The sequence below is a fragment of the Marinactinospora rubrisoli genome (genome assembly GCF_042664915.1).
GTDB classification, from domain to species: Bacteria; Actinomycetota; Actinomycetes; order Streptosporangiales; family Streptosporangiaceae; genus Marinitenerispora; species Marinitenerispora rubrisoli.
Genome location: NZ_JBHTBH010000006.1, coordinates 149,020 through 175,066, shown reverse-complemented (window position 1 = coordinate 175,066; position 26,047 = coordinate 149,020). Strand labels below are relative to the sequence as shown.

The following is a 26,047-nucleotide window of genomic DNA, read 5'->3' as shown; positions in this document are numbered from 1 at the left end:
CACCTGCCGTCCCCGCCCCCCGACGCCGCGGGCCGGGGCGGGCGTGCACGGAACCGTACCGGTGACTCCGGACGCTCCCTTCCCCGGGCGGGTCCGAACCTCGCCGGACTGTGTGAGGTGAGGCTATCCTTACTTCATGTCGGCTATGTTCTGGTCACTGACCCTGCTCTACGCGCTCGGGTTCGGCGGCGCTTTCGTCGTGCTCGTCCTCGCCGGGCAGCTCGTCGCCCGCGACGCCCTCCTGCACGACTATCCCCCGGCCATCCAGCAGCGGTACGGCCCGCAGAGCGCACGGGGGCGCCGCGTCGCGCGGTGGACGAGCGCCGGAACGGCGCTGCTCCTGGTGGCCACCCCACTGCTGGGGATGCTCTCCCTGGCGCACCACACCGGCGCCGTCCCGGGTTTCTGGGACGGCTTCGTGTTCGGCACCGTCCTCTTCGCGACCCTGACGGCGGCCGACCTCGTGATCATCGACTGGTGGCTGTTCTGCACGCCCCGATCCCGGCTGTTCGTGCTGCCGGGCACCGAGGGGATGCCCGAGTACACGGACCGGGCCTTCCACCTCAGGGTGCTCGTCCCGGCTCCGGTGCCGTGGCCGCTGCTGGCGATCCCCGGCTACGGACTGGCCGTCGGCGGCGCCGCCGCGCTGGCCGGCGTCCTCCTCTGAGCCCCGGCGGCGACCGTCGCCGACGCGACGCGTTCCCGCTCTGCGGGAGCCCCGGGACCGCCGCGGACGTCGAAGGCGACGCGCGGGCCGTTCCGCGCCGAAGAGCAGGAGTGTGCGACATGAGCTACCCCGGGCCGCCCCCGCCCCCGCCGCACCAGGGAGGCTGGGGGGCTCCTCCGCCCCCGCCGCCGGGCGGGCCCTACGGCGGGCCGCCCGATCCCCCCGCGAGCGCCGGCGGCGCCATCGGCGCGCTGGTCGCCAACGCGCTCGCCCTCTGCCTGTGCTGGGCGCTGGCGCTGCCCGGCGTGATCCTGGCGATCGTCGCCGTGACCCAGGTGAACGACAACCCCAAAGCGGCGCGCGTCTGCACCTTGATCGCCTGGATCCTCTTCGGCGTCGCCGCCGCGGTCGGTGTGCTCTACCTCCTGCTGTGGGGCGGCACCTTCATGTCCACCCTCGTGGACGGCCTCTGACCCGAACGACCCGGCCGCCCGGCACCGCGGCCCATTGGTGGAGGACATGGCGACGAACGAACCCCCCGGAACCCCGACCGCCGCCGAGCGGATCAGCGTGCTGCCCGGCGGCAGCTACGTCGCCCTGGGCGACAGCCTCAGCGCCGGGCTGGAGGACCGTTACGCCGACGGCACCTCGCCGCACTCCGCCACCCCGCAGGGCGGCTACCGCGGCTTCACCGACCTGCTCGCCCTGCGCATGACCGCCGAGCGTCCGGACCTGCGATACGCCAACCTCGCCATCCGGGGCCGGGCGGTGGCGCACATCCTCGGCGAGCAGGTCGACCAGGCCCTCGCCCTGCGGCCCGGAGTCGTCACCATCACGGCCGGTGGCAACGACATCATGGACACCGGATTCGACGCCGGTGCCGTGGCCGCCCGGTACGAGCGTGGCGTCCGGCGGCTGCGGTCCGCGGGTGCGGAGGTCGTCATGGTCGGCCTGCACGACATCGGCACGATGCCCGTCCTGCGGTGGGGGCGGGACAAGGTGCGCGCGCTGAACGAGCGGCTCGCCGAGGTCGCCGAGCGGAACGACTGCGTGTTCGTGGACCTGTACCGCCTGCCCGTGCTGCGCGACCCGCGCGCCTTCGACCCGGACCGGGTCCACTACAACGCGGCCGGTCACCTCATCGTCGCCGCGCACGTCGGCGAGCGGATCGGCCTGCCGTTCCCGCACTCGCCGCACTCCATGGGCTGGTCGGACCCGGCCGCGCTGCTGAACACGAACGGCGCGTGGGTGCGCCGGTACGTGCTGCCCGCGCTGTACCGGAACCTGACCGGCCGGACCACGGGCGACGGCGTGCCGCCCAAGCGCCCCACCGCCGCGCCGCTCGCGAACGCCGGGGAGGGAGCCCGCCTCACGCCGCCGCCCGACCGTCCGGGCCTGCTGCCGGCCGGTGACCCGGAACAGCGGCGGCTGGCGGGCTGGACGGCCCGCGACGTCCGTGCCCGGTCCATCGCGGAGGTGGCGCACCGCTTGCGGGACTCGCCCCGGACGCCGGGTCCGGCGGCGGCCCGATCGCAGACCGCTCGTCCCGCCGGTCCGCAGCGTCGCAGTGCGCGGAGGAGGTGAGGGGCCGCCCCCACCTCGACTACGTGCCGGTCTTTAGCGGGCCGTCAGGCGTTCGAACTCGGCGTCGTTGACCATGTCGAAGAGCTCGTCCGGATCCACTTCGAGCTCGGGCTCGTGCAGGGCGTCGTAGTCGCGGGTGCTCAGCGCAACGCCCAGTTCGGCGAGCCGGTCGGCCAGGCGGGCGAACTCCCCGGGCGGGTCGTCCGTGTAGTAGGCGACGTCCGCGGCGCACGCCTCCGCCAGGGTGCGGCCGCTCATGCGCCAGAAGGTGGACTCGGTGTCGATCTCGACGATCGGCGCGGGCCGGCCCCGCGGTTCGCCGGGATGGGTCCAGTAGCCGATCCAGCCCTTGCCGCCCCTGGCGACCACGTGCAGGTGGCGGCTGACCTCCCGGGCGGCGGCGAAGACGGCCTTCGTGCTGGGAGTGTCCCGTTCGTCCTCGCGGACATAGCTGTCGTCCAGCAGCGGGTGGACCTCGTCCGGTTCCAGCAGGGTGATGTGGAGCAGGTCGGAGAGGTCACTGCGCCCCTCCCAGTGCGCCCACAGCAGGGCACGGAGATCGTCGGGAACGGGGAGGCCGCCCAGTCTCGCGCGGGAGTAGTGCGTGATCCGGTCGTCGAACGTCGGCATGCCCGGAGAGTGCCATGTTCCGGTGACGATTCCGGCGCCCCGGGCCCGTCAAGCGTCATTCGATCGCCCTGCCCGGGCGGCGCGGCAGTCCCCCTGCGGGGGACTCACCGTGGCCACATTGCTCCGCTCCAGGCCGCCGGAGCGGCTGCTCCCGGGCACCGGGTCCCGGCACGTCGGCGACCTCGCGTGCCTCCCTCAGCCTGGACCGGGCCGCTGAGTGTCCGCCGGTGGTGTGGAAGGACGGCCGCCGCACTACGGCGTGGGCATGGCTGGAACGCCCCGGCTCCCTGAACGCCGCACGTGGACCCGGCCATCCCAGGACGGTCCGTTCCCGCTCTGCCCCGAACGCTGCCGGACGTCCCCGCCCTGCCGCTCGGCTACGCCATCCGCGCGCCGCCGGGCCCGGGCGGCGGCGCACCGGGAGCGCCTTCGGGCCGTCGCGGCTCACCGCGGAGCGCACGCCCGGATGCGCGGGTTCTGGCCATGCCGTTCCGCGTTCGAACCGCGCCGTGCCGCACGCCTTCACGGCCGTCGGCGCCGAGCGCGCGATCGTCTACGCCCGCGGCGACGACGCCTACCCCGTCCCGCGGCGGCTGTACGCGTCGATGGGATTCTCCGTCCGGCCCCGCTCTCACACCTACGCCCGGTAGCCGGGCGGCGCGCCCGTGCGCCCGGTGTCCGGGAGGCCGGCAGACCGGCCCCGGACACCGGGCGCGGGATCAGCGGTTCTTGAAGTAGCCGAACAGGTGCTTCTCACGGACCAGCAGCAGCGCGGCGACGGCCCCGGCCTGCGCGGCGCACGCCGCGGCGAGCGGTCCACGGATGCCGATCAGGTACACCTCCAGCCGGTCCGCCGGGTTTCCCACGGTCACGGCGAAGACGAGCGCCCCCGCCGCCAGGGCGAAGGCCGCCAGCGACCACGCCGCCGTCTCCACCACCGTGCTGCCGAGCAGCGCCCGCCGCGAGACCCCGACGTGCAGCGCACCGGCGTACTCCAGGCGGCGCAGCCGGACCGCCACGAAGCCGAGCACCAGCCCGGCCAGGGCGCACGCCGGCAGGCCGAACCGGGTGGCCCGCCCGGTGAACTCCGCGCGGCCGTCGAACGAGGCGCCGAACCGGTTGTTGAGCTGGCCGATGGTCATGTTCGACGTGGTCCCGGGCCGTACCTCGGCCGCGGCGTAGACGAGCGCGTCCGTCGACTCCGACAGCGGCCACACCTCCGCCCAGCACTCGTCGAACGTTCCGGCCGCCGGGCGCGGCACCAGCACCGCGTGCCGGAGTCGGCTGTCCCGGCCGTCCTCCGGGTAGCGGTAGGTGCCGGCCACGGTCAGCGGCCCCGTGGTGGTGGCGAGCGTCTCCCCGGCCCGCACGCCCAGCGTCCGCGCGAGGTCCGCCGGCAGCCACGCCCCGTCGGCGGACACCGAGTGGACGCCCAGCACGCCGGCCATCCCGGGGGTCACCTCGTAGGCGGGGAGCGGGTTGGCCGGCATGGCTTCCAGCACCAGCGGATCGGCGGCGGCCAGCGCCCCCGCGGCGCGCACCCCCTCCACCCCGCCGAGCCGTTCGCAGGACCGGCCGTCGGTCATGCCCTCGGCGACGAGGGTGCGCACGGACGCCCCCGACGCGACGAACTCCGCCGCCCGCTGCTCCAGGGCGACGACGGACCGCGCGTCGGCGACCGCCAGGCCGCCGGCGACGGCGAACAGGGCCAGTGCGAAGACCGCCGCCCGGGTGGTGCCCGACGCCAGATTCCGCCCCGCCTCCGAGAGCACGGCCCGCCAGTTCATGGCGCCGTCCGATCGTGCGCGGCGTAGTCCGCCATGTCGATGACCTGGGTACACGCCGCGCGGGTGTGCGGATCGTGGGTGGCGATGACCACGATCGTGCCCTCCTGGGCGATCGCGCCCAGCGTCGCGTTCACCGTCGCCGCCGTGTTCAGATCGAGCTGCGCGGTCGGCTCGTCCACGAGCAGCAGGTCGGGGGCCGAGCACACGGCTCGGGCCAGCATCAGCCGCTGCGCCTCACCACCCGACAGCGCACGGAACGGCCGGTCCGCCACCGCGGCCAGCCGGAACGTCGCCATGACCTCGCGCGCCCGTTGCTCGGCGTCCGCGCGGGTGAGGCCGCGGGCCAGCAGCGGCAGCGCGACGTGGTCGACGGCCGCGCGGGCGGGCACTCCGTACGGGTTCTGGAACACCCACCCGGTGCGATCGATGCCGGCCTTCTCGATCCGTCCGGCGACCGGATCCAGCCACCCGGCGAGGATGGACAGCAGCGTGGACTTCCCGCATCCCGACGGGCCGCAGATCCCGGTGATCCCGCCTGGGAGCAGCGTGAAGTCCAGGCCCGAGAAGAGGTCGTCGGTGCCGGTGAAGCGGTGGCCGAGCCCGGACGCGCGTACCAGTTTCGGGGTGGCGGTCATGGTTCCCGGCCGCACGTTTCCGCCGTGATCGCCGGTCCGAGATCCACCTCGGCGGGAGGGTCGCCGGCCAGCTCGACCAGCGTCGCGCCAAGGTTGGAACCGACGATCTGCACCGGGTACGCCGTCTCACCGGACTCCACGCATCCGCTACCGCCCTCGATGGCGAACACCGCCGCCGGCGGTACCTTGACGGCCCGCACCGGCGAGGCCAGCCGGATCTCGGCCGTCACCGGGTCGGCGTCCTCGCTCGCGGTGACCTCGCGGAACTCGTCCGTGGCCGCGAGTTCGGCCAGGAACTCCGGGTCGGTCGCCCGCCCGTCCTCGTCCATCGGGCCGGAGACGCCGAGCACCTCGATCGTCCGCTCACCGGGCAGCGCTCCGCCGGGCATCGAGGTCGCGCTGACCGCGGTGAGCTGGTTCGCCACCGTGCCATAGGTCTCCCCGGCGGCGAGGTTGCGGCCCAGCGCGGCCTCGCAGCCGTCCAGGGTGACCTCCTCGGCGGGCAGCCACATGAACCGGTCGACGTCGACCGCGCCGTCCGGGTCGCGGAACCCGGCCTCCTCCTGGAGCGCACGGACCGCCTCCGCCGTCTGCCGGCCGTACGTCCCGTCGGACGCGGCCGGGTGGCCGAGCCGGGACAGCGCGGTCTGCAGTGCGCGGACGTCGCTCCCCCGGTCGCCGCGCTCCAGATCACGGTAGAGCGGGACCGACGTCGCCAGGGCGACGAGCGGAATGTCGTCGATGCGCGCGACGACCTGGCCGGACCGGATCTCGGCGCCGTCCGCGCACCTCGTCGAGGTGACCCGGCCGGCGAAGCCGACCTCCAGTGCCAGCGCCGCCGGGATGTCGAACTCGACCTCCACGGTCCGCTCGTCGGCGAACTCCGCCACGCTCGTGGGGGCGGAGGTGGGGGCATCGGCCTCGGCGAGCTCGGTGGGCGGATCGGCCGGCCGGAGCAGGAAGCCGACGGCGCCGCCGCTGGTGAGCAGGACCAGGCCGGCGAGCAGCGCCGTCCCGCGCGACTCCACGCGCAGCCGCCTCACGACGCGGCTCCCCGCGGTGCGCGGCGGTCACGACCGTCGTGTCCGGCCTTGGGGAGCGTGCGAGCGGTCACGAGGACTCGTCCGTGATCTCGACGTTGTAGCCGCCCCGGACCAGGCACTCCTGCGCGGTGGGGTCCATGGGGTCGAACGGTGCGTCCTCGAACCCGGCCCGGAAGGATTCGTGCAGCTCCTCCACCGTGTAGTCGGCCGGCACGAGGCCCGCCTCGACCAGGCACTGCAGGGTCACCTCGCGGGTGTCCTCCAGCAGGCCGGGGTTGCTGATCTGCGTCCGGTACAGCGCCTCGATCCGCATCGTGGTGCCATCGGCGCACTCCAGGCTGAGGTCCTGGTACCGCTGGCTGGCCGCGTCGTCCTCGAACGGTGAGGGGGAGATCCGGTAGATGCCGTCCGCCTGGCGTTCGTAGGACTCCGCGAGCCCGGCGTCCTGCGCGCACCGCTGGTACCGGCTGAACGCCTCCTCATAGTCCTCGGCGCTGATCTCGCCGTTCTCGATCGCGCGATCGAGCACCTCGCGCTCGAAGTCCGACGTCGCGGTCTCCCGAGCCTGCTCGAACTGTTCCACGAGGGTGAGGTCCATGGTGGCGCCCTGGGCCTCCTCGCCCTCGGTCCGCTCGCCCTCCTGGCCGGAACATCCGGCCAGCAGCGCCACGGCCGCCACGAGTGCGGCGGTCCGCATTCCGGCCCGCACCGGTATTCCCCTTCGCATTTTCCCTCCGAATTCGTGCCGGCACCGATGACAGGCGCGGGGTGGACATCGAATGCCGGCCACAGCCGTTCCGATTTCGAATCCACGCCTTCCCTCGTGGCTCGAATCAGAAATGGCTATGGCCGGTCACCGGTCGGGATTACGAGCGGAACTGGTTCCAGGCGCTGTAGCTCGTGGAGACGCCCGAGTCGGCGCTGGCCCACGAATTACCCGTGTACCAGGCGGTCAGGTAGGACGCGCCGCCGTGCTGCGCGTAGGAGCGGACGTAGTTGTAGGAGGCGCAGGTGTCGACGTAGCCCTCGGCGTAGGAGTAGTAGTAGCCCGCGTCGACGTAGCCGTAGCAGGCGGCCTCGGCGGGCGCCGCGGCGGCGACGCCGGCGGCGAGCAGGCCCGCGGTCAGTACCGCCGCTGCCGCCCCCGAGGACAGCTTGGCGGGAGTGGTGGCCGAAGTGATCCCCATGATCATCCCCAATGATCGAGAAAAGCGACGAATGGGATTATTTTTTTGCCCCGGCCGGTTGGCCGGCCGGCGGGGCGCCGCGAAATCGTCCGGATCGGTTCCGCGTCCCTCCGGCGATCTTCCGGAATTCCGTCGGAGTACCGGAAACATATAGCGAAATTGCGGGCGGCGGTAGATTTCCATGGTGAGTCGGCGGTGACGCTGCGTGATGGTGCGGTCGTTCGTGCAGGTGTCACGCGAAAGCAAATATTTGATTATCGGTAATGGCCGCATCGGGCCAGCGCAGAGAAGTGGTTCCGGTTCGTTTTCTGAGGCGGGCGGGGCGCCTGTCGGGATAAATGGCATTTAGGGGGGATTGCTCAGCGTGAGGGGACGTGCACCGACCGGGCGTGGCCGCGGCACGGCCGACGGGGGAGGATGGAGCCGGAGAATGCCGCGGCAACGAGTGAGCCCGGCGTGACCTGGGCAGATCTGGCTTGAACGGATACGGCGCCCGACGCGGGAGGACAGGGGGCGGCATGAGACTCAGTGAGTTCGCGGTCGCGAAGACACCGCCGGGGGCGCGGCTGGCCGCATGGGCGGTGCGCTGGATCGGCCGGGAGGCGTTCTACGGCTCCAGCAGCCCCGTGGTCCGTGCCAAGGACGAGCTGACCGTGGAGCTGCGGGGGACCGCTCCGGGGGCGACGCTGATCTTCGCGGAGGGGGACCCCCGGGCCCTCGACCTGCTCGACGACGCGCCGGAGTCGGTGCGCCAGGCCGAGACCGGGGGGCGGGTCATCGTGGGAATCGCCTATGAGGCGGAGCGGGCCTGACGCGGCCATGGCCCTGGGATGTGCTGCGGGTCCCGCGCCGCCGTGGCGGGGCGGAGCGGGACCCGGCGGCCCCGGCACCTTCGGGAGAACCGGGGTGGAACCTGAGTCTCATCCGGACCATGGAAGGACACAGGATGACACCGGATCGATTTCGGGAACACTCCGGTGTCGGGCTGGATATCGTCCCCGTTGAGCCCTGTGTCCGACTTTTCGCCTTTTATGAGGCGAGGCGAACACGATATTGACCTTACCTGAACGCGGATGCACGCGGAACGTCTCTGGAGATATTTGAACGGCGGATTGCATCTGTCCGGATGCCCTGGTGAGCCCGTCGCGCACGGGTGACCTGCGCGTTGAGGTCGCGTCCGGCCGAACGAAATCGAACATGAAAGATACCGGCTGTCCCGACTCTTCCTGTTCTTTTCGGATTTCTTCTCCTCCGCGATGAAGTGTCGCGGAGCGGGGTAGTGTGAGGGAACTCCGCGGCCGCCACATGATGACATCGCCCCGGGCGGCTCCGCCTTACCCCGCAACCGCCAGTTGTGCCGGAAAGGCGACGGCACGCGGTGCTTCCCGAGAAAAAGCATCCGGACCACCTATGTCAGATATGCAATCAGATCGACACAGGAGCAGGAAAGAGGACGGCCATGGCGATATTCCCGCGACCGCTCCCCGGAACGACGCCCATCCCGGGCACCCCGAGCCCGGCCCCCACGGCGGCGCGGCCGACCACCCGCGGAGGCGGCCGATGATCCCCTCCGCCGGCCCGGCCACCGGCTTCCGCCCCGACGACCTGTACTTGGACCAGTTGGGGTACCGGCGGATCCGCGCGCTGTTCCGCGCGTCCCTGTACGCGCTCGCCCAATACCCGCAGGGCCGCGGCGACATCGAGGACACGCTGCGCCGTGTCGCCATGGTCGTCCGGGTGCGTCCCACCGGCGCCGAGCGGCTGGCGGACTTTCCCCGGCCCGAGCAGGCCGCCGACGTGGAGGGCTTCCGAGAACTGCTGAGACAGTTGCGGCTCGCCGCCGGGGAGCCCGCGTTCGCCACCCTCGCCGCGAAGCCGCCGGTCGGGTCCGCCTCGACCATGTGGAACGTCGCGGCCGGCACCGGCGCCCCCACCTGGCCGGCCACCCGCAAGTTCGTCCGCGGCTGTCTGGAGGAGGCCGGCATCGACCCCGCGAGCTCCGAGGGCGAAGCGTACCTCTACGACTGGGAGTGCGGCTGGCGCCGCATCCGCTCCCGGCCCGCCGGCGGCCGGCCGGAATCGGCCCCGTCGTCCGGCTAGTCACGTCCACCGATCCGTTGCGGGACCGCCCCGCCGTGCCGCACGGTGCGCGGCGGGGCGGTCCCGCGCCACGCCGTCCGGGCGGCCCGGTCCGCCGGATGACCCGAGCATGACCGCGATTTGGGGTGAATTGGCTGGTAGCTGGCATCCACTGGCCGATGCCCGGCCGCGTTCGCGGGTAGTAACACGCGAGACGGCCCCGGAGCGGCCGCCCCGCGTGCCGACGTGGTCCGGATTCCGGCGCGCGGGTGGGCACACGCGTGACCGTCGGTCGCGGACCGATCGGCGAGGGGGAGAGACACATGATCGACGCCTGGAAGAATCTGGTCCACAGAGGCGCGACCGGTGGAGGCGCGCCCCAGCCCCGCAGGGGCGACGGGGCGCAGAAGAAGGAAGCTGGTGCCGGGCAGCGCCGCGCGACGCTCACGGTCCCCATCATCGCCCCGGAGCTGCGGGTCCACCGGATCCACGTGCCGGCACCGACGGTCCCCAGGGTCAGCGGGGAGGACGTAGCGCGGGCGGGCCGCTCCGTCGCCGAGCATCTTCCGCCGCCGCAGCAGTGCGCCTACTACGCCGGACTCGGCCTGCTGGCCGCCTTCGAGGTCATCGAGTGGCCGGTGGCCGCCGCGATCGGCGTCGGAACGGCGATCGCGCGGCGGACCGGCATCGTCAAAGCGGCCCCGCCCGAAGCCGCGCAGGGCCGCGAGGAACCGGCCCCGCAGGGCCGCGAGGAACCGGCCGCGCAGAGCCGGGAGAAGCCCGCCGCGCAGAGCCGGGAGAAGCCCGCCGCGCAGAGCCGGGAGAAGCCCGCCGCGCAGAGCCGGCCGAAGCAGACCGCCCAGAGCCGCCAGAAAGCGGCCGGCAAGACCGCCGCGAAGCCTAAGAAGGAGACGGCGACGCAGGCCACCAAGCCGTCATAACCGCCGTGGAGGAGCTGCGACCGGGAGCGGTCGCAGCTCCTCCACGTGTGCCCCGTGCCCCCGCCCGATCCCGGAACAGAAAGCACGGTCCATGCTGCTCGGTCACCTGCTCGGTGTCACCATCCAGGTCACCAGGGAACTCTCCGCGATGCCCGCGCTCCGCACGGCGCGCCGCCTCACCCCCGCGCCGGTGCCCACGTCCCGCTGCACCGTCGTCGCACCCGGCCGCACCGACGTCCGGCTGCGCGGCGCGCACGAACCCGGGAACGAGGACGCCTGCCGGGATCTCGAACGCGAACTGCTCAGCATCGGCGGAGTGCACCGCGCCGAGGTCAACGCCGTGCTGGGGCGAGTGCGGATCGACCACGACCCGGAGATACCGGCGGGGGACCTGGTCTCCGCCGTCAAGGAACTGGAGCGCCGCAACGGTCTGCACTCCGCGGGCTTCCTGCCCCACCCGCACCCCGGAGACCTGGGCACCGTGCGCACCGAGGCGCGCAAGGTCGCCGCGAACCTCGCCGGCTGCGGGCTGGCGCTCGCGGCCAAGACTCTCCGGCTGCCCGCGCTGCCCCCGGCGAGCTCCACCGTGCTCATCCTCGCCGACATGACCCCCGCCATCCGCGAAGGCATACGGCGGGCCATCGGCGACCGGGCCACGGACCTGCTGTTCGGCCCGGGGATCACCGCCGCGCACTTGCTCGGCCAGGAGCCGGCGGACCTCGCGATCGACGCGCTGCAGGGGGTGGTGCGCTGCGCCGAGGCCCAGGCCCACAAGCGGGCGTGGGACCGCCGGGCGCCCGACCTCGACGCCGACCTCGACGACTTCCGGGCCCGGCCGCTGGAGCACGAGCGGCGGCCGGTCCCGCTGCCGCCCAGCCCCGTCGAGCGCGCCATGAAGATGGCGCCGGTCACGCTGGCCGCCGGCGGCGCCGCCTTCGCCATCACCCGCAACGCCCAGCGAGCCCAGAGCGTCCTGACCGCCGGGGTCCCGCGCGCAGCGTGGCTGGGCCGTGAGACGTTCTCCGCCTTGTTCGGCGCCGCCGCCGCCGAACAAGGCGTCGTCACCCGCGACATCCGCAGCCTGCGCCGACTGGACCGCCTCACCGCCGTGCTCATCGACGCCTCCGCGCTCACCACCGGCCAGTGGCGGATCGACGAGGTGATACCGGCCGCAGCGGGGGCCACGGCCGAGGAGTGCTACGCGCACGCGCTGGAGCTGATCGACGTCGCCCGGCCGGACCGCCGGCGGACCAGGAAGGGATGGGCGGTGACGCCGCTCGGCGCCGCAGCCGTCCCGCCGCCGGTGCGGGAGGCCGCCGAGCAGTGCCGGCGCCGGGGCGGGCGTCCGCTCGCGCTGCGCCGCCACGGCGAATTCGCCGGCTTCGTGTCCGTGCTGCCGGAGCTCGACCCGCTGGCGGCGGCCCTGGTCGCGGCGGGCCGGCGTGTCGGGCCGGTGGTGCTCGCCGGTCAGGGCACGGGGATCGAGGAGCGGCTTCCCGTGGACCGGGTGCTGCCCGGCGGCGCGGACCTGCGCGCGTCGGTGCGGAAACTCCAGAAGGACGGCCACGGCGTGGCGCTGGTCGGTGGCCGGAGCCCGGAGGCGCTGGCGGTCGCCGACGTGAGCATCGGTCTGCTCGGCGGACCGGACGGGCCGCCGTGGGCCGCCCACTTCCTGTGCGGGCCGGGCCTCGCCGGGGTCTACCTGCTGCTCGACGCGGTGCAGGCCGCGCGGGAGTCGAGCCTGCGCAGCGCCCGCATCTCCGTGGTCGGATCGGTCGCCGGGCTGCTGCTCGCCGCGGCCGGCCCGGCGTACGGGGCCTCCGCGCGGGCCGGCCTCGCGGTGCAGGCGGCGAAGGTCCTGGCCATGGCGGACGGCGCCTGGACCTCGGTCACGCTCGCCCGGCGCCCCGCCCCGGTGCCGGAGGAGCCCACCCCCTGGCACGCGTGGCCGGCCGACGCGGTGCTGAGCACGCTGGACTCCTCGGAGCAGGGGCTGGCCAGTGAGGAGGCGGCCCGGCGGCGCGCCGGCCGTGCGGCCGAGGAGGCGCCGCCACCGCCCGGCTTCGGGCGCATCCTCATCGAGGAGCTCGACAACCCGCTCACGCCCGCCCTGGCGGCCGGGGCGGGCATCTCCGCCGTGCTCGGCTCCGCCGTCGACGCCGCGCTCATCGCCGGGGTGCTCGGGGTGAACGCCGCCATGTCCGGCGTGCAGCGCCTGGGCGTCGACCGGGCGCTGCGCCGGCTGGTCGACCTGAGCGCGGTGCGGACCCGGGTGCGCCGTCCGGAGTCCGAAACGCCGGTGCCGGTCTCCGGGGAGGAACTGGTGCCGGGGGACGTCATCGCCGTCACGGCCGGGGACTCCGTTCCCGCGGACTGCCGGGTGCTGGCCGCCGAGGACCTGGAGGTCGACGAGTCCAGCCTCACCGGCGAGTCGCAGCTCGTCGCCAAGTCGCCCGCCTCCAGCACCGCCGGCGCCGTCGCCGAACGGTCCTCCATGCTGTACCAGGGCACCGTGGTCGCGGTGGGCGAGGCGATCGCGGTGGTGGTCGCCACCGGGGACCGCACCGAGATCGGCCGCACCACCCGGCTGGCGCCCGAGGAGGGCCGCGCCGGTGGTGTGCAGGCCCACCTGCGCCGGCTCACCGACGTCACGCTGCCGGTGTCACTGGGGGCCGGCGTCGTCCTCATGGTCGCCCAGCTGCTGCGCGGGCTGCCGCTGGGCGAGGCGCTGGGCCCGGCGGTCGCGCTCACGGTGGGCGCCGTGCCCGAGGGGCTGCCGTTCGTGGCGACCGCGGCTCAGCTCGCCACCGCGCGCCGGCTGTCCGCGCGCGGCGCACTGGTCCGCGATCCTTCGACGATCGAGCCGCTGGGCCGGGTCGACGTGCTGTGCTTCGACAAGACCGGCACGCTGACCGAGGGGCGGCTCCGGCTGCGCCAGGTGTCCGACGGGGTCACGTCCCGGCCGCTGGACGAGCTGACCCCGCGCATGCGCGACGCCGTCGCCGCGGCGCTGCGCGCCAACCCCGACCACAACGGCGGGCGGCTGCCGCACCCGACCGACCGCGCGATCATGCGCGGCGCCGAACAGCTGGAGATGGAGCCCACCGAGGACGTGGGGGAGTGGGAGCGGGTGGACGAGCTGCCCTTCGAGCCGAGTCGCGGCTACCATGCCGTGCTCGGCCAGACTCCGGCCGGGCAGCTGCTCAGCGTCAAGGGGGCGCCGGAGATCCTGCTGGACCGCTGCTCCCGGTGGATCACCGCGGACGGCGTCGCCGAGTTCGACGCCGCCGTGCGCGAGGCGGTGCACGAGGAGGTGGAGCGGCTGGCGCGCAAGGGGTACCGGGTGCTGGCCGTGGCCGAGCGCCCGGCCTCGGACCGCGCCGACCTGACCGAGTCGCGCATCCGCGACCTGTGCTTCATGGGGCTGCTCGGCATCGCCGACCCGATCCGGCCGACGGCGGCCGAGGCCGTGCGGCGGCTCGCCTCGGCCGGCGCACAGGTCATCGTCGTCACCGGTGACCATCCGAGCACCGCGGAGGCGGTCGCCGCGGAGCTGGGGGTGCTCGACGGCCGGGTGGCGACCGGCGCCGAGCTGGACGCGGTCGATGACGACCGGCTGGCCGAGGAGATCGCGAACGTCGTGGTGTTCGCCCGGATGAGCCCCGAGCAGAAGGCGCGCGTGGTGCGGGCGCTGCGCGGGGCCGGGCGGGTGGTCGCGGTCACCGGCGACGGCGCCAACGACGTGCCGGCGATCCGGCTGGCCGACGTGGGCATCGCGCTGGGCAAGCGCGCCACCTCGGCGGCCCGCGAGGCCGCCGACGTGGTCGTCACCGACAACCGGATCGAGACGATCGCCGAGGCGATCGCCGAGAGCCGCGCCATGTGGAAGTCGACCCGCAACGCGCTGGCGGTGCTGCTCGGCGGCAACCTCGGCGAGGTGGCGTTCACCGTGGGGGCCAGCCTGATCAGCGGGCGCAGCCCGCTGAACGTCCGCCAGTTGCTGCTGGTCAACCTGCTCACCGACATGCTGCCCGCCATCGCCCTGGCGGTCCGCTCACCGCGGGACGCGACCCCCGACGAACTGCTCCAGGAGGGGCCGGAGCGCTCGCTCGGCACGGTGCTCGGCCGTGACATCGGGGTGCGCGCGGCGACCACCGCACTGGCGGCGCAGACCACCTGGCTGCTGGCCCGCCCGCTCGGCACCCGCGCCCAGACCGACACCACGGCGCTGGTCGCGCTGGTCGGCACCCAGCTCGCGCAGACGGTCGCCGCCGGCGGCCGTGATCCGCTGGTCACCGGTGCCGGGCTGCTCTCCCTCGCCGTGCTGGCCGTGGTCGTGCAGACGCCGGGCCTGAGCCACTTTTTCGGGTGCCGGCCGCTCGCCGTGCACGGCTGGGCGGTGGGGCTGGGGACGTCGGTGGTGTTCTCGCTGGTCGCGGCGGTGTTCACCCGCCGGCTCGGGGCGGCGGACGTTTCCGATCGTTCATCTGGCCGTCACCCCCATGATTCCCAACGAACTTCCCAAGCAGCTACGAATGGGGTGTAAGTACGACGTAATGTGTCAAAGCCTCACCAATGGGATTGGTTGTGCCCAACTTCTTGTCGACCCTGCTGGCGAAGGTCGTCCTCATCCTCGTCGAGGCCGTCGTCGCCGAGATCGTCTTCATGCTGGTGAAGTCCCTGCGCGCCCGGCGCGCGGCCACCGCCTGACCCGGTCCTCCCCGCCGGGTCAGGCGGGGACCGAAACGAGCACCCGCGCCCGCGCGCGGGATCGGTCCGCGCCGGGAACCGCCCACCCGTGAACCCCGGTCCTCGGCACCGGCGCCAGGCCGTGCCCTGGGGGCCCGCCCGGCCGGGCGGATCGGGGCGCGGAGATCGCGGATCTCTAACATGAGCGCATGACGAAGTTCCAGCGTGCGCGCAGTGCGGAACAGCGGGAGATCCGGCGCCGGGCCATCCTGGACACCACGGCCGCGATGCTCGACGAGATGCCGGTCAGCGAGATCAGCCTCAACGAACTCAGCCGTCGCGTCGGCCTGGCGAAGTCCAACGTGCTGCGCTACTTCGAGTCCCGTGAGGCGATCCTGCTGGAACTGCTCGATCGGGCCACGAAACGCTGGGTGTCGGAGTTCTCCGGGCTGCTCGCCGCCGAGGGCGGGCCGAACGCCTCGGCCCGCGAGCGCGGCGACAGGTTCGCCGCGGTCCTCGCCCGTTCCCTCGTGCGGCACCCGGTGCTGTGCGACCTGTTCAGCGCGCAGGCCGCCGTCCTGGAGCACAACGTCTCCGTCGAGGTGGTCGCCCGCCACAAGCGTGCGATGCGCGCCAACCTCGTCGCCCTGGCGGAACCGGTCCGCCGCCACCTGCCGGAACTCGGCGCGCACGTGCCGGAGGTGTGCTTCATGGCCGCCATGGCGATCGGTGCGGTCTGGCCGCACTCGCGCCCCTCCGACAGCACCCTCGCCGCCTACCGTGCCGATCCGGAGCTGGCCGTCATGCGCGTCGACTTCGCGGGCGTGCTGGAGGAGATGGTCGCCGCCCTCGTCGCCGGGGTGCTCGCCCGCGCCGCTCCGTGAGCCCGGCCGGAGCGGCCGGTACCGTCGGGCCGCCGCGGTCCGTTCCAGGAAGGCGTTTTCCCGACGCGGCCACCACGGGGGACCTGCGCACCCACCGCTAGGACCAGCTGTCCAGGGACCTTCGGCCGTTGACTCGCCGTGCCCCGCTGTTAGTTTTTCGGGGCGTGCCCGGCGGACACGCGGTCCCCGCGTCGCCGAACCCTCGCTACTTCGGCGGCGCCGCCGACGGCACGTCCCATCCCCCGACATCTGGAGCGATGATGGCCCGCCCCCATCCCACTCCCCGCGCCGTTCTGCTGCCGACCGCCATCGCGTCGGCCCTCATCCTGGCCCTGCTGGCCGCCTTCGCGCCGTGGCGCGAAGGCGGACCCGCGACCGCCGACCTGGCCGCCGCCGACGAGCCCGCCCCGGCCGCCGCCGGACCCGTCGGCGAGTACGGCCGGCCGGAGGTCTGCGGCACCAGACTCTGCGACGAGAACGGTGAGCCGGTCCAGTTGCGCGGCATGAGCAGCCACGGCCTGCAGTGGTACGAGCAGTGCCTGACCGACGGTTCGCTGGACGCGCTGGCCCAGGACTGGCGGGCCGACGTGCTGCGCATCTCGATGTACGTCCAGGAGGACGGCTACGAGACCGACCCGCGCGGTTTCACCGACAAGGTGCACCGGCTCATCGAGGAGGCGACCGAGCGCGGCATGTACGCGATCGTCGACTGGCACATCCTCACCCCCGGCGACCCCAACGCCAACACCGCCGCGGCCCGCACGTTCTTCTCCGAGATCGCCGAACGGCACGCCGGCAAGGACAACGTGCTGTACGAGATCGCCAACGAGCCCAACGGGGTCGGCTGGAGCGGGATCCGCTCCTACGCCGAGGAGATCATCCCGGTGATCCGCGACCGCGACCCCGACTCGGTGATCCTCGTCGGCACGCGCGCGTGGTCCTCGCTCGGCGTCTCCGAAGGGGCCGACGAGCAGGAGATCATCGCCGATCCGGTGCGCGCCGACAACATCATGTACACCTTCCACTTCTACGCGGCCTCGCACGGCGACGCCTACCTGGCCACCCTGGAGCGTGCCGCGGCCCGGCTGCCGATCTTCGTCACCGAGTTCGGCACCGAGTCCGCCACCGGCGACGGCTCCCACGACTTCGACCAGGCCCAGCGCTACATCGACCTGATGGAGCGCGAGCAGATCAGCTGGGTGAACTGGAACTACTCCGACGACTTCCGCTCCGGCGCCGTCTTCCAGCCCGGGACCTGCGAGGCCGGCGGCCCCTGGAGCGGGGCCTCCCTCAAGCCGTCCGGCGAGTGGATCCGGGACCGGATCCGCGAGGGCCGCTGACCGGAGGGCCCGGCCTTCCGATCCCCCACGGCCCGAACCCGGTCCGCCCCCGTCGAAGGGCGGGGGCGGACCACCGCTCCCCGAGGGAGGTGCCCGCCGGACGCCTCCCACATCCCCCAACGAGGAGACAACCATGGCGAAGCGACGCCTCCGAGTTCCCGCCCTGTCGGCACTCGCCGGTGCGGCGGCGTCCCTCCTGCTCGGCACGTCCGTCCTCATCGCGTCCCCCGCCCAGGCCGACACCCCGTCCCGGCTCGCCGGTGCCCCGGTCGAGCCCGCCGCCCCGGCCGGCCCGGTGGTGGCGGCCGAGGACTGGAACCCGCCCGCGAATCTCGTCCAGCCCCTGGACGAGGTGTGGCGGCACGTCGAGTCCACCTACCCCGACCTGTACGGGTTCCGCAACTACGGGTGGGACCAGATCATGGCCAACGGGGGCAGCATCAACTACTGCGTCCGCTGGGACTCCAGCGCCCCGGTCTCGGCCACCCTGCGCGACGAGATCCACGAGGCGCTGACCCGCCAGTTCACCAAGTGGATGGACGTCATGGCGGGCCACAACGAGTGGCCGTACGACGAGGTTCCGGTGAACATCGTCGGCTGGGCCGTCCGCGACCGCTCGACCCTGCAGTGGAGCGACGACTCGGTCGACATCTACGTCAACGACATCAACGAGGGCGCTCCGCAGTGCGCGCCGGAGTGCGGCCGGTTCTTCAACCAGAACGGCGACTACTCCCGCTGCCCGGGCGGCGCGGCCCGGCACTACGACATGTCGCTGTGGCTGACCTCCGGCTTCGGCGGCGGCGCCGGCGGCGACTGGGGCCAGCGCCTGGGGAGCGAGTACTTCGTCAACTCCCGCCACAACGCCGACATCCACATCCTGCTGCACGAGATCGGGCACAGCTTCGGCCTGGACGACTTCTACGACTGGACGCCGTCCGGCGTGGGCGGTTTCCTGATGAAGGCGGGCAGCGCGGCGCGGATCACCGACTTCGACGCCTGGATGTTCCGCGACTTCTGGCGGCACCTGAAGCCCAGGTACGGGCTCTGATCCCGCGTCCCTGAGCACCGGCGCGAAGCGGCCGGCATCCCGGATGGGGGTGCCGGCCGCGGTGCGTCCGGGAGGGGGAACACCCCGCAGAAGGCGCGCAACGCGGCGAAGAAGAACGCCAACGGTAAGGTCGGTCGCGGTCACCGCGCCGAACACTGCCGGGTGACCCAGACCAAGTGAGAGACCCGCGATGAACACCAACGACTCGGCGACCGCTCCCGACCTCTACGAGATGACCATCGGCGTCTACGCCACCCCGGAGGCGGTCCGGGACACCGTTACCCGGTTCGGCGAGCTCCTCGACGCGGAGGCGCGGGCCGGTCGGGCGGTGCGATGGGATGTCGGGGTCGTGGACGCGACCGGTTACGCCGACCCGGATGGGGATCTGCCGCTTACCGACTACCACGACGACCTGCCTGAGCAGTGGCGCCTGGAGAACCCGGGACAGGACCCGGGGAAGCGGGCGGTCCACGAGATCCGGGTGGGGCTGTTCGTGACCGAGGAACGCGGCCACGAGATCGGCGAGCGGCTCACACACGTGCTGTGCCCGGACCACCTCCACTCCGGCGCGTGCCCGATCCCGTGGTCAGCCGGGTACACCGTCCCGGTGGACGACCGCCACCGCGACTACTTGGAACACCGCTACGCCCACGTGCGCCCGAGTGGACAGTGACGGACCGCGCGCTGACGAAACCTTGGGCGCGTATGACGACGGAGGCACCCGGCTTCTGAGGTAGGCCGATGGTCCACCGGAGGGCCGGCTTCCGGCAGCGGGCGATCGGCCTCAAGGTTGCTGACCGCGTCGGCATCGACGACGTGGCCATCGTCCCCGGCCGGACAGCGCCGGCCGGGGACGACGCGCGGTCGCGCGGACTACTCCCAGCGGGACAGCCCGTTCTCCACCAGGAACTTCGCGTTGGTCGCCAGCAGCTCGAACTCGTCCAGCTCCGTGACGTCGATCTCCGCCACGTGCCACGACAGCCCCGGCCCGGCCGCGATCGCCTTCGCGACGTCCACGTCGCCGCTGCCCAGCGGGGTCTGCGGCCGGCCGCGCTCGGCCACGCCGTCCTTGAGGTGCACGGCGACCGCCCGCGGGCCGAGCCGGGTGAGCACCGCTGCCGGGTCGACGCCCGCGACCGTGGCCCAGTAGACGTCCAGCTCCGCGACCAGCCGCTCGTCGGCCAGTGACCAGAAGACGTCGTAGCCGTACCGGCCGTCCGGCAGCCTGGCCCACTCGAACTCGTGGTTGTGGTAGCCGAGCCGGATGCCCGACCCCGCCAGCGTTTCGGCCGCCGCGTTCAGGGTGTCGGCGAAGTCGGCGAGCCGGTCGGCGTCGCCGAAGACGGTGTTGTCGAAGCCGGGCACCAGTTGGGGCACGGCGATGTAGGCGGTGTCGGCGCCCAGCGCGCCGATCTCGGCGGCCAGCGCGCCGAGGTCCTCCGGCAGGCCGCAGTGCACCGCCGAGACGGCGAGCCCGGCGGCGTCCAGGGAGCGGCGCAGCTCCTGGGCACGGGACAGCCGCTCGCCGGCCGGAACACCGGGCGTGCCGAGGCCGAACGGCTCCACGGCGCGGTAGCCGATCCCGGCGAGCCGGGCCAGCGTGGCGCCGGTGTCGGCGGCGAGCGCGTCACGCACGCTGTACAGCTGGACGGAGAGAGGGGCGGGGTTGGTCACGGTCGTACGCTCCTTCGCGGCAGGGCGGCGGGGGAGATGCCTGGGGGAGGACGGAGCCGCGAGGCCGGCGGCTCCGTCTCGCGGTCGTCGGCCGAGTCAGTCGAGGATGAGCGGCCGGAGCGTGCGGTGCGCGACGCGCAGCCCCTGGGTGACGCGCTCGTCGTCCCCGCCCCACACGGGGTCCTCGTGCTCGACGGAGAGCGTGCCGGTGAAGCCGTGCTCGTACAGCCGGTCGACGATCCGCGGCCAGTCGACCTGGCCGAGACCCGGCACCCGGTACCGCCACCAGCCCATGGCCCACGGGTCGGAGCGGTCGGTGGCCGGGCCGAAGTGCCCGTAGCGGTCACGGGCCCGCGGGTCGAGTTCGACGTCCTTGGCCTGGGCGTGCACGATCCGCTCGGCGTAGGGAGCGATGACCTCCGCGGGGTCGATCCCGATCCACACCAGGTGCGACGGGTCGTAGTTGAGGTACAGGCCCAGCGAGAACATCCACTCCCACAACTCGGGGGAGTAGGCGAGGTTGCCCGGGTACCCGTCGGGGTGCCATCCCTCCATGACGCAGTTCTCGACGATGATCCGCACGCCGCGCTCGCCGGCGTACTCCACCAGTTCGGGGAAGATCCGCTCGGCCTCGCGGAGGTTGTCGGCCACCGGCCGGGTCCAGTCCCGCCCGACGAACGTGCCCACGTACGGGACGCCGAGAGCCTGCGCGGCGTCGATCGCGTGCTTGAGGTGGGTGCGGATCTCGGCGCGCCGCTCGGGGTCCGGGTGCAGGTTGTTCTCGTAGTAGGCGAACGCGGACAGCTCCAGGCCGTGCCGGTCGAACAGCTCGCGCGTCTCGTCCACCTCACGGGGGCCGAAGTCGGCCACCGGCAGGTGGCTGGCCACGAAGTCCCGCCCGCCGACCTGCGGCCAGACGGCGACCTCCAGTGCCTGATAGCCGTGCTCGGCCGCCCACGCGGCGATCCGCGGCAGCGGCCAGCCGGGCAGGCACGCGGTCAACATACCGAGTTTCATGGTTCAGATCTCCGTCCACGTGGCGGTGCTTGCGGAGCGGACGGCGGCGGCCACCACCCGGGTGGCGCGCAGGCCGTCCTCGAACGTGGGCAGCCCCTCGGGGGCGGCGCCGTCGATGGCGGCGTAGGTGTCGGCGACGAACGCGTCGAAGCACTGCGCGTAGCCCTGCGGGTGACCGGGCGGCAACACGGAGAGCCGGCGCTGCTCGGGCGAGCCGGTCCCGGGGTCGCGGGACAGCACCCGGGCCTCGGTCAGTCCGCCGAGCCAGACCGTCTCCGGGTTCTCCTGGTCGAAGACGGCGCTGGAGCGGGTCCCGTCCAGCTCGAACCACAGCCGGTTCTTGCGCCCAGCGGACACCTGGGAGACGACCGTGCTGGCGAGCACGCCCGACGCCGTGCGCAGGATCAGCCCGGCGGCGTCCTCGGTGCGCACCGCGGCGGGTGCCGCCCCGGGCGCCGCCGGACGCTCGGGCACGGCGGTCGACATATCGGCGACCAGCCGCGTGAAGCGTTCGCCGCTGGCCCACTCGACCAGGTCGCACCAGTGCGACCCGATGTCGGCGAACGCCCGGGACGCGCCGCCGGCGTCCGGGTCGACCCGCCAGTTCGTGGTGTCGGCCGAGAGCATCCAGTCCTGCAGGTAGCTGCCGTGGATCAGATGCCAGTCGCCGAACTCGCCGGCGATCCGCCGGGCCCGGATCTCGCGGACGAGGGGGTGGTAGCGGTAGACGAACGGGACGGTCGCCACCAGCCCGGAGTCGCGGGCGAGCGCGGTCAGGCGTTCGGCGTCGGCGACCGTGGTGGCGAGTGGTTTCTCGCACACGACGTGCTTGCCGGCGGCGAGGGCGCGCTCGGCGAACCGGGCGTGCGTGGCGTTGGGCGTGCAGATGTGCACGACGTCCACCGTCTCGTCGGCGAGCAGCTCGTCCAGGGAGCCGTAGCCGCGGGTGTGCCACCGGGCGGCCTGCTCGCGCGACCGTTCCGGGGTCGACGCGAGGACGCCGGTCACGACGGCGCCCGCGGCGAGGGCCGATCGCCGGTGGACGGTGCCGATCATCCCGGTTCCGACGATGGCGGCGCCGCGTCCGCCCGGCCGGCCGGGGACGCCCGGGGCGGGTGTTCCCGGGGGTGGAGTGCGGGGTGGGGAGGCGATGACCGAACCCCTTTCTGGTCCAGGAAGTGTGATCTGCACAACGCCGGTTTCGTCCGGGCTCAGAGTAAATCAGGCTTTTTAGGGCGACAAGAGGCTGAATTATGCTTTTTCGCGGCATAATTCTGGTAATTTGACGCCGGTGAGAGCAGCGCACCGCGCGACCGACCCCGCCTCGGCGCCCGATCCCCCCGGTTCCACCCCCCGAGCCCGGCTCAGCCTCCTCGGCCTCCAGGCCCGTTCCAGTCCCGGCACCACCTACAGCCTGCTGACCCGGCTGATCGCCACCGGCTCCGCCGACAGCCGCGTCGACCTCGTCAACGCCACCGGCCTGGCGCGCTCGACGGTCGGCGACCACCTCGACCAGCTGCTCAACGCGGGCGTGCTGGTGGAGGGCGGCGCCGTGCCCCGCGGCGGCCGGGGCCGTCCGCCGCAGCGGCTCGCCCTCAACCGGAGGGCCGCCGTGGTCGGTGTCGCCGCGCTCGGCGCCCGCCACGCCCGGGTGGCCATCGCCGACCTCGCCCAGACCGTGCTCGCCGAGGAGGACCTGCGGCTCGACGTCGCGGACGGACCCCGCCACTGCGTCGATGTCGTCACCGACCGGCTGCGCCGCCTGCTCGCCGCCCAGGGGTACGGGGCGGACGCCATGGGCGCCGTCGTCGTCGGCGTCCCCGGCCCGGTGGACGTACGGGCCGGTACCCCCGTGCGCCCGCCGATCATGCCCGGCTGGGACGAGTACCCGCTCGGCGCGGTGATGTCGGAACGGTTCGGCTGCCCCGCGCTCGTCGACAACGACGTCAACCTCATGGCGCTCGGCGAGGCGCGTACCCTCGACCCCGGCGAGCTGCCGCTGCTCTTCCTCAAGATCGGCACCGGCATCGGCGGCGGCCTGGTCTCGGCCTCGGGCGAACTGCACCGCGGAGCCGACGGTTCCGCCGGCGACATCGGGCACATCCCGGTCCCGGGCGGCGGCGACGTGGTGTGCCGGTGCGGCAACGTCGGCTGCGTCGAGGCCGTCGCCTCGGCCGCCGCCATGCTCGACCGGCTGCGCCGCAGCGCCGCCGACCACCCGGAGACCCCCGCGGCGCCCGGCCGGCGGCCGCCGCGCGACATCGACGACCTGCGCTCCCTGCTACGGTCCGGCGATCCGGAGGCGGTGCGGGTGGTCCGGGAGTCGGCCGGCACCATCGGCGAGATCGCCGCCCTCCTCGTGCACGTGTACAACCCGGCCCGGATCGTCCTCGGCGGCGCGGTCAGCCAGGACAGCGACGACCTGCTCGCCGGGGTGCGCGGTGTCGTCTACCGGCGGGCGCTGCCGCTGGCCACCCGGCACCTGACACTCGCCCCCAGCGTGCTCGGGGCCTCGGCCGGCGTCACCGGAGGCGTCGTGCTCGGGGTCGAGCACATCCTGTCCCCCGACGGCATCTCGGGCCTGATGGCGGCGGGAGCGGCCGGTTGACCCGCACGGGACCGCGCGCCTGCCGCCTCCCGTGGTGCCGCGGTCGTGGTCACGGCGACGCCGTTGCGGCGCGGGAACCATCCGGACTCGCGCGGCGATACCGCGGGGCACGTTCCCGCACGTGTCCCCGGCCAGGACCGCGGGACACGGGCCACTGACCGGCCGGGCCGGGCGGATGGTCGCCGGGCGGCCGAAGCGGATGCGCCAAGGACGCGAAATCGAGCCCGACAGGCGGCAGAGGACGGGCGATGCACACGTCCGGCGCCGGGCGTGGCGGCTTGGGGGCGAGTGGCAAGAACCCGGCCGCAGGGCCGCGGAGCCGTCGGCGCGCCGGCCGCCCGGCACGGAGCAGGGGGAGAGCCTGCGACCGCGACCCCGGCCCGGTCTCGCGAAACGGTGGACCGCTGAGCGTTCGGGGTCATCGGTGTCGCTGGGCGCGGCGCCGTTGTGCCGGTGGCGAGTTGGCGGGAGGTGGTGAGGGCCGCCGGGGTGTGGAGCGGCGAGCCGCCGGGCGTCGGGAGCCGTCGCGCGGCTGGGCGCGGCCCCTCCCGCATCGTGGGTGAGTCGAAGCGAAAGGGGTGAGGGCGACCGGAAGTGTGGAACGGCGGCCGAGCGCCCGGTACGGGGGCCGCCACTGCTGACGGCCCTTTTCGGTCGCGGTGGAGGGGATCGGGCGGCGAGTGCGACCAGGAGCGTCGAGTCGCTGAGCGTCCGGTGCCGCCGTCACACCCGGGCGTGGCCGTGCCGCGTCGGTCGTGGAGGGGCCGGGACGGCGGGCGCGAGCGGTGGCGTGGCGCGGCGAGTCATTCGACGCCGTCGTCCTGTCTCAGCGGCGGCCCGCTCCGTGGCGGAGGGGAGGGAAGCGGCGAGCCCGGCCAGCGCAGGCTTGCGCGGTCGGCACCGGACTCCGGCCCGCTGATCACTCGCGTCACGCGCTATTGACAGGCGGTTGACCCGCTGTTTATATGTGGCCTGTCTCACGACGGCGGTTTCGTCCACCCACACCGTCGGTCGACGCGGCGGCCCTCGACGCCGCCCAGAGGAGACACGTTCATGACCACCTCCCCGCGCGCCCGGATCGGCATCGTCGGAACCGGCGCCGTCTTCCCCGCCTACGCCCGTGGCCTCGCCGCCCTGCCCGGACTCCCGGTGATCCGGGTCGCCGACCTCGACCTGGAGCGGGCCCGGACCGCCGCGGCCGAATGGAACGTCCCCGCCTGGGGCGGCACCGAGGAACTGCTGGCCGACCCCGACGTGGACGTCGTCGTCAACATCACCACCCCCGGGGCGCACGCCGACCTCACCGACGCCGCCCTGGAGGCCGGCAAGCACGTGTACGTGGAGAAGCCGCTCGCCGCCACCACCGAAGAGGCCCGCCGCAACCTCGCCACCGCCGAGCGCACCGGCCGCCTCCTCGGCGGCGCGCCCGACACCTTCCTCGGCTCGGCGGCGCAGACCGCGCGGGCGGCCGTCGACGCCGGGCTGATCGGCCGGCCCTTCGCCGCCACCTCGTTCGTGCGCTCCTCCCGGGCGCAGACCTGGCACCCGGACCCCACCTTCCTGTTCAAGCGCGGCGGCGGCCCGGTCCTGGACTGGGGGCCGTACCACATCGCCGCCCTGGTCAACCTGCTCGGCCCGATCCGCCGGGTCGTCGGCGCCACCGGCAACGCCGAACTGGAGATCCCGGTCACCGCGCCGGAACGGCGGGTGGAGCGGATCGACGTCGAGGTGGCCACGCACGCCACGTCGATCCTGGAGTTCACCTCCGGGGTGCTGGCCACGGCCGTGTACAGCTTCGACATCTGGGACACCGACCTGCCGCACATCGAGGTCTACGGCACCGAGGGAACCCTGCAGGTGCCCAACCCGAACCACTTCGACTCCCCGGTGCGGCTGAAGCGCCGGACCGCCGAGGAGTGGACGGAGGTCCCCCCGGTGCTGCCCCCGTCCACCCCCGCCGACGCGACCGGCTTCTACCGCGGCCTCGGCGTGCAGGACCTCGTCGGCCACCTCGACGGTGACGCGCACCGCGCGTCGGCCGGGTTCGCCTTCCACGTCCTGGACGTGCTGGAGCGGCTGCAGGACGCCAGTCTCGCCGACGGCGTCGCCGAGATCGCCAGCAGTACCGAACGCCCCGCCCCGGTGCGCGGCGCCCGGCCCGTCGTCGGCTGACCCCCACGGCGCGCGGCCGGACGCATCCGGCCCGGCCGCCGCGCCGCTCGGCTTTGAAGACC

The 26,047-nt window shown here is 73.6% G+C and carries 24 protein-coding genes; 15 read left to right on the top strand and 9 right to left on the bottom strand.

Annotated features, from left to right (window positions below):
• Positions 1-136 precede the first annotated feature (136 nt).
• The 3 genes from ACFQRF_RS14155 to ACFQRF_RS14145 all read left to right on the top strand — a co-directional run bounded on the left by ACFQRF_RS14155 (position 137) and on the right by ACFQRF_RS14145 (position 2,251).
• Complete coding sequence (locus ACFQRF_RS14155; RefSeq protein ID WP_379871543.1) at positions 137-667, top strand: hypothetical protein; 531 nt, start codon at positions 137-139, stop codon at positions 665-667.
• Positions 668-786: 119 nt separating this feature from the next.
• Complete coding sequence (locus ACFQRF_RS14150; protein ID WP_379871542.1) at positions 787-1,140, top strand: hypothetical protein; 354 nt, start codon at positions 787-789, stop codon at positions 1,138-1,140.
• Between the two features lie 46 nt (positions 1,141-1,186).
• A complete protein-coding gene (locus tag ACFQRF_RS14145) occupies positions 1,187-2,251 on the top strand; it encodes an SGNH/GDSL hydrolase family protein (RefSeq protein WP_379871541.1) in 1,065 nt (354 codons plus the stop codon).
• A gap of 33 nt (positions 2,252-2,284) precedes the next feature.
• On the opposite strand, the gene ACFQRF_RS14140 is transcribed toward ACFQRF_RS14145, so the two are convergent.
• The gene (locus tag ACFQRF_RS14140) at positions 2,285-2,881 is read right to left on the bottom strand and encodes a hypothetical protein (RefSeq protein WP_379871540.1); all 597 of its coding nucleotides are present in this window, start codon (positions 2,879-2,881) and stop codon (positions 2,285-2,287) included.
• Between the two features lie 509 nt (positions 2,882-3,390).
• On the opposite strand from ACFQRF_RS14140, the gene ACFQRF_RS14135 reads away from it, so the two are divergent.
• A complete protein-coding gene (locus ACFQRF_RS14135) occupies positions 3,391-3,531 on the top strand; it encodes a hypothetical protein (RefSeq protein WP_379871539.1) in 141 nt (46 codons plus the stop codon).
• A 69-nt stretch (positions 3,532-3,600) separates the two neighbouring features.
• Here the strand turns inward: ACFQRF_RS14135 and ACFQRF_RS14130 are convergent, their stop codons facing one another.
• The 5 genes from ACFQRF_RS14130 to ACFQRF_RS14110 form a co-directional block, all read right to left on the bottom strand.
• A complete protein-coding gene (locus ACFQRF_RS14130; protein ID WP_379871538.1) occupies positions 3,601-4,668 on the bottom strand; it encodes a hypothetical protein in 1,068 nt (355 codons plus the stop codon).
• Complete coding sequence (locus ACFQRF_RS14125; RefSeq protein ID WP_379871537.1) at positions 4,665-5,303, bottom strand: ABC transporter ATP-binding protein; 639 nt, start codon at positions 5,301-5,303, stop codon at positions 4,665-4,667. Before ACFQRF_RS14125 ends, ACFQRF_RS14130 begins: the two co-directional genes overlap by 4 nt.
• Positions 5,300-6,346, bottom strand: coding sequence for a peptidoglycan-binding domain-containing protein (locus ACFQRF_RS14120; RefSeq protein ID WP_379871536.1), 1,047 nt, complete (start codon positions 6,344-6,346; stop codon positions 5,300-5,302). The genes ACFQRF_RS14125 and ACFQRF_RS14120 overlap by 4 nt, the downstream gene beginning before the upstream one ends.
• 67 nt (positions 6,347-6,413) lie before the next feature.
• A complete protein-coding gene (locus ACFQRF_RS14115) occupies positions 6,414-7,043 on the bottom strand; it encodes a hypothetical protein (RefSeq protein ID WP_379871535.1) in 630 nt (209 codons plus the stop codon).
• Positions 7,044-7,212: 169 nt separating this feature from the next.
• A complete protein-coding gene (locus tag ACFQRF_RS14110; RefSeq protein ID WP_379871534.1) occupies positions 7,213-7,533 on the bottom strand; it encodes a hypothetical protein in 321 nt (106 codons plus the stop codon).
• 518 nt (positions 7,534-8,051) lie between these two features.
• Here ACFQRF_RS14110 and ACFQRF_RS14105 point away from each other — a divergent pair.
• From ACFQRF_RS14105 to ACFQRF_RS14065, 9 genes are all read left to right on the top strand, one after another.
• Positions 8,052-8,345, top strand: coding sequence for a hypothetical protein (locus tag ACFQRF_RS14105; protein WP_379871533.1), 294 nt, complete (start codon positions 8,052-8,054; stop codon positions 8,343-8,345).
• Positions 8,346-9,093: 748 nt separating this feature from the next.
• Complete coding sequence (locus tag ACFQRF_RS14100) at positions 9,094-9,633, top strand: hypothetical protein (protein ID WP_379871532.1); 540 nt, start codon at positions 9,094-9,096, stop codon at positions 9,631-9,633.
• A 302-nt stretch (positions 9,634-9,935) separates the two neighbouring features.
• Positions 9,936-10,553, top strand: coding sequence for a hypothetical protein (locus ACFQRF_RS14095; RefSeq protein ID WP_379871531.1), 618 nt, complete (start codon positions 9,936-9,938; stop codon positions 10,551-10,553).
• Between the two features lie 91 nt (positions 10,554-10,644).
• Entirely contained in the window at positions 10,645-15,099 is a 4,455-nt protein-coding gene (locus ACFQRF_RS14090; RefSeq protein ID WP_379871530.1) for an HAD-IC family P-type ATPase, read from the top strand.
• Between the two features lie 41 nt (positions 15,100-15,140).
• Positions 15,141-15,263 carry a hypothetical protein gene (locus tag ACFQRF_RS14085; RefSeq protein WP_379871529.1) on the top strand — a complete coding sequence of 41 codons (123 nt, stop codon included), beginning with the start codon at positions 15,141-15,143 and terminating at the stop codon, positions 15,261-15,263.
• Positions 15,264-15,451: 188 nt separating this feature from the next.
• The gene (locus tag ACFQRF_RS14080; RefSeq protein ID WP_379871528.1) at positions 15,452-16,126 is read left to right on the top strand and encodes a TetR/AcrR family transcriptional regulator; all 675 of its coding nucleotides are present in this window, start codon (positions 15,452-15,454) and stop codon (positions 16,124-16,126) included.
• Between the two features lie 260 nt (positions 16,127-16,386).
• Positions 16,387-17,466: a glycoside hydrolase family 5 protein gene (locus ACFQRF_RS14075; RefSeq protein ID WP_379871753.1), complete on the top strand. Its 1,080-nt coding sequence runs from the start codon at positions 16,387-16,389 to the stop codon at positions 17,464-17,466.
• 133 nt (positions 17,467-17,599) lie between these two features.
• Entirely contained in the window at positions 17,600-18,514 is a 915-nt protein-coding gene (locus tag ACFQRF_RS14070; RefSeq protein ID WP_379871527.1) for a hypothetical protein, read from the top strand.
• A 190-nt stretch (positions 18,515-18,704) separates the two neighbouring features.
• Positions 18,705-19,187: a hypothetical protein gene (locus ACFQRF_RS14065; RefSeq protein WP_379871526.1), complete on the top strand. Its 483-nt coding sequence runs from the start codon at positions 18,705-18,707 to the stop codon at positions 19,185-19,187.
• Positions 19,188-19,387: 200 nt separating this feature from the next.
• Here ACFQRF_RS14065 and ACFQRF_RS14060 read toward each other — a convergent pair whose 3' ends face one another.
• The 3 genes from ACFQRF_RS14060 to ACFQRF_RS14050 form a co-directional block, all read right to left on the bottom strand.
• Positions 19,388-20,188, bottom strand: coding sequence for a sugar phosphate isomerase/epimerase family protein (locus ACFQRF_RS14060; RefSeq protein ID WP_379871525.1), 801 nt, complete (start codon positions 20,186-20,188; stop codon positions 19,388-19,390).
• A 96-nt stretch (positions 20,189-20,284) separates the two neighbouring features.
• A complete protein-coding gene (locus ACFQRF_RS14055; protein ID WP_379871524.1) occupies positions 20,285-21,205 on the bottom strand; it encodes a sugar phosphate isomerase/epimerase family protein in 921 nt (306 codons plus the stop codon).
• A gap of 3 nt (positions 21,206-21,208) precedes the next feature.
• Complete coding sequence (locus ACFQRF_RS14050) at positions 21,209-22,276, bottom strand: Gfo/Idh/MocA family protein (protein WP_379871752.1); 1,068 nt, start codon at positions 22,274-22,276, stop codon at positions 21,209-21,211.
• A 220-nt stretch (positions 22,277-22,496) separates the two neighbouring features.
• Between ACFQRF_RS14050 and ACFQRF_RS14045 the strand changes: the two genes are divergently transcribed.
• Both ACFQRF_RS14045 and ACFQRF_RS14040 read left to right on the top strand, forming a co-directional pair.
• Entirely contained in the window at positions 22,497-23,813 is a 1,317-nt protein-coding gene (locus tag ACFQRF_RS14045) for an ROK family transcriptional regulator (protein ID WP_379871523.1), read from the top strand.
• A 1,053-nt stretch (positions 23,814-24,866) separates the two neighbouring features.
• Entirely contained in the window at positions 24,867-25,985 is a 1,119-nt protein-coding gene (locus ACFQRF_RS14040; RefSeq protein ID WP_379871522.1) for a Gfo/Idh/MocA family protein, read from the top strand.
• The last annotated feature ends 62 nt before the right edge of the window (positions 25,986-26,047 follow it).